Origin of the sequence: Streptomyces poriferorum, from assembly GCF_019399235.1 — a bacterium.
In the GTDB taxonomy this organism is placed as follows: domain Bacteria; phylum Actinomycetota; class Actinomycetes; order Streptomycetales; family Streptomycetaceae; genus Streptomyces; species Streptomyces poriferorum.
The window spans coordinates 1-2,696 of the sequence record NZ_JAELVH010000478.1 but is presented as its reverse complement, the minus strand read 5'-3'; the positions used below and the strand labels follow the sequence as shown (position 1 = coordinate 2,696).

At 69.6% G+C, this 2,696-nt stretch carries 2 protein-coding genes and 1 pseudogene; 2 read left to right on the top strand and 1 reads right to left on the bottom strand.

The window, feature by feature from the left end; all coding sequences use genetic code 11:
• A pseudogene (locus tag JGS39_RS38675) lies at positions 1 to 295 on the top strand (hypothetical protein); the annotation flags it as partial.
• Between the two features lie 157 nt (positions 296 to 452).
• On the top strand, positions 453 to 950 hold the full coding sequence (locus JGS39_RS38670; RefSeq protein ID WP_219574447.1) for a phospholipase: 498 nt from the start codon (positions 453 to 455) through the stop codon (positions 948 to 950).
• 382 nt (positions 951 to 1,332) lie between these two features.
• Here the strand turns inward: JGS39_RS38670 and JGS39_RS38665 are convergent, their stop codons facing one another.
• Positions 1,333 to 2,418, bottom strand: coding sequence for a S1 family peptidase (locus JGS39_RS38665; RefSeq protein ID WP_219574446.1), 1,086 nt, complete (start codon positions 2,416 to 2,418; stop codon positions 1,333 to 1,335).
• Between the last annotated feature and the right edge of the window lie 278 nt (positions 2,419 to 2,696).

The following is a 2,696-nucleotide window of genomic DNA, read 5'->3' as shown; positions in this document are numbered from 1 at the left end:
GTGGCGGCTGTGGGTCACGACCGCCTTCCTCCCGAACATCCCGGCCATGCGCGGCCTCGTCCTCACCCACGCCGACCTCCTGAGCGAGCCGGTGATGCCGCCGCTCCCGCTCAAGCTGTGCGCCCATGTGCCGGGTTACGAGATGACGGTCGCCCGCTGGTCGCAGAGCGGCTACGGCGAGCACCTCTCGGCCGTGCCGTTCCCCAGCCAGGAGACAGCCACGTACGCACGCATGGGCTTCACCGAACCGAAGAGGGAGCAGGCTCGCCTGCTGGGGCAGCGGCACGGCGGCTGACCCCTACGACGAGCCCGGGAGAGTAGGGGGATCATCCCTCTAGGCATGACAGGTGCATGACTGCATGCTGGAGCGACCTCGTTCACCCCGCGAGGCGAAGGCAGGGCCGGCCGGTCAACGGCCGCCCCGACTTCCCCCCACCCCATGGAGGTTGCTCATGCGTCGCCGCGTCGCCACCCTGCTCGCCACCGTCGGTCTGTCGCTCCCGCTGGCCCTGTTGCCCACCACCTCCGCCTCGGCGGCTCCCGCGGACAAGCCCCAGGTCCTCAGCTCATGGACCCAGACGAGCGCCTCCAGCTACAACGCCTGGAACGCCGCCCGCAACAACAAGGGCGCATGGTCCGCGTACGGCTTCGACTGGTCGACGGACTACTGCAGCACCTCGCCCGACAACCCCTTCGGCTTCCCGTTCCAGACCGCCTGCGCCCGCCATGACTTCGGCTACCGCAACTACAAGGCCGCGGGTACGTTCTCCGCCAACAAGGCCCGCCTCGACTCCGCCCTCTACTCGGACCTCAAGCGCGTCTGCTCCGCCTACTCCGGCGCGACGCTGACCTCGTGCAACGCCACGGCCTGGACGTACTACCACGCGGTCGACATCTTCGGCGTCGCACCGGCGAAGGCGGGCACCGCCAGACCGGCTCAGGCCGCCTGACCTGCTCCACCCGGAGGCTCGGGCCCTCTCGCGGCCCGGGCCTCCCGCGTAAGGCGTCCGCCAGCCTTCGGCGACGACGTGTCCGCGGTGCACGACCATGATCGAGTGACACTCGCCGGATCGCTCTTCGAGCCGGTCCGGCAGCAGGGCGACCGAACGGGACGACATCCCGGAGACCGCCGGTGCCGCACGTGGGAGCAGAAGCCGCCGAGAAGACATTCCGACCTTCCGACAGGTCCGCGCGGACCTGCGCGACGGAGTTCCGCAACCGGGGCGGCGAGGAATGGACAACGGGCCGGTCCGCATCAAGTGAGTGATGCGGACCGGCCCGTTGCGACACGGCAGGATCGGAAGAGGACTCCCCCGCCGTACGGGAGAACGGTCAGCCGATCTCCGCCCCGAACGCCGACAGCGCCTCCGGCACCGGCTGGAAGAACGTCTCGCCGCCCGAGGAGCAGTCGCCGCTGCCGCCCGAGGTCAGGCCGATCGCCGTGTCGCCGGCGAAGAGCGAACCGCCGCTGTCGCCGGGCTCGGCGCAGACCGTCGTCTGGATGAGGCCGTTGACGATGTCGCCGTTGCCGTAGTTGACCGTGGCGTCGAGGCCGGTCACCTCGCCGTCGTGCACCTGGGTGGTGGAGCCGCTGCGCGTCACCGTCATCCCGACGGTCGCCTCGCCCGCCTTGGTGATCGGCTGGGCGGAGCCGTTGTAGAGGTCGACCTCACTGGGGTGCGCCGTGTCCGAGGTGTACTTCACCAGGCCGTAGTCGTTGTCGGGGAACGACGAGCCCGCGTTCGTACCGATCTCCGCGCCGCCCTGGGAGTCCGACCAGCTGGAGATCGCCTCGGTGCAGTGACCGGCGGTCAGGAAGTACGGTTCGCCGTCCTTGACCACGTTGAAGCCGAGCGAGCAGCGCCCGCCGTTGCCCCAGATCGCGTCGCCGCCGGCGATGAACGGCTTGAACTCCCCGGCGGTCCGCTTGAGCTCGGCCTTTCCGCCCAGCTCCTCGACCACCGAGCCGAGCTTCTTCCAGGCATCGCCCTTGACCGTGCGGTCCGCGGTGACGACCACCTTGTTGCTGACCGGGTCGACGGCCCACGAGGTGCCGGGGATGGTGGCCTTGCCGGTCAGGGTCTGCCGGGCCGACTTCAGCTCGGCGAGCGAGTTCTGCACGACTCTGGCCCTGCCGCCCGCCTGCCGCACCCGCTCGGCGGCGGCCTCGTCGACCACGTTCATCACGAGGTTCTTGGCGGTGGCGTCGTAGTAGGCGCCCGCCGCGTCGGTGCCCAGATCCTTGTCCAGACCGGTGGCGAGCTTTCCGGCCGCCACCGCGTCGAGCGTACGCGCGGTGAACTGCGGTACGTCGTCACTGGCGTTCGCACTCTGGAACGTCAATCCTCCCGCGACCAGGGCGACCACGGCCGACCCGGCCAGCACTGCGCGCTTCCTGGACATGCGTCGATGCTTCAACTTCGACCTCCTGTGGGGCCGCGCACGGATGATGTGGGGTCGCCCGTACACGGAGGATGGGGCGCCCACTATTCCGACCGGGCAGATAGCACACAAGGTCGACTTCAGGACGCACACACGACACCACCGGTTCGGTCGTGTCACGTTCACTTCCGGAGGTCGGAGCCCGTCGGTTCCATCTGCGAACACCCGGTGCGACCGTCCGGTCGGCAGCGGGTGAGGACTAGTCCTGTCCGGTATTCACCCCTGCGGGTCCGATTCCCGGCACACCCCCGCCC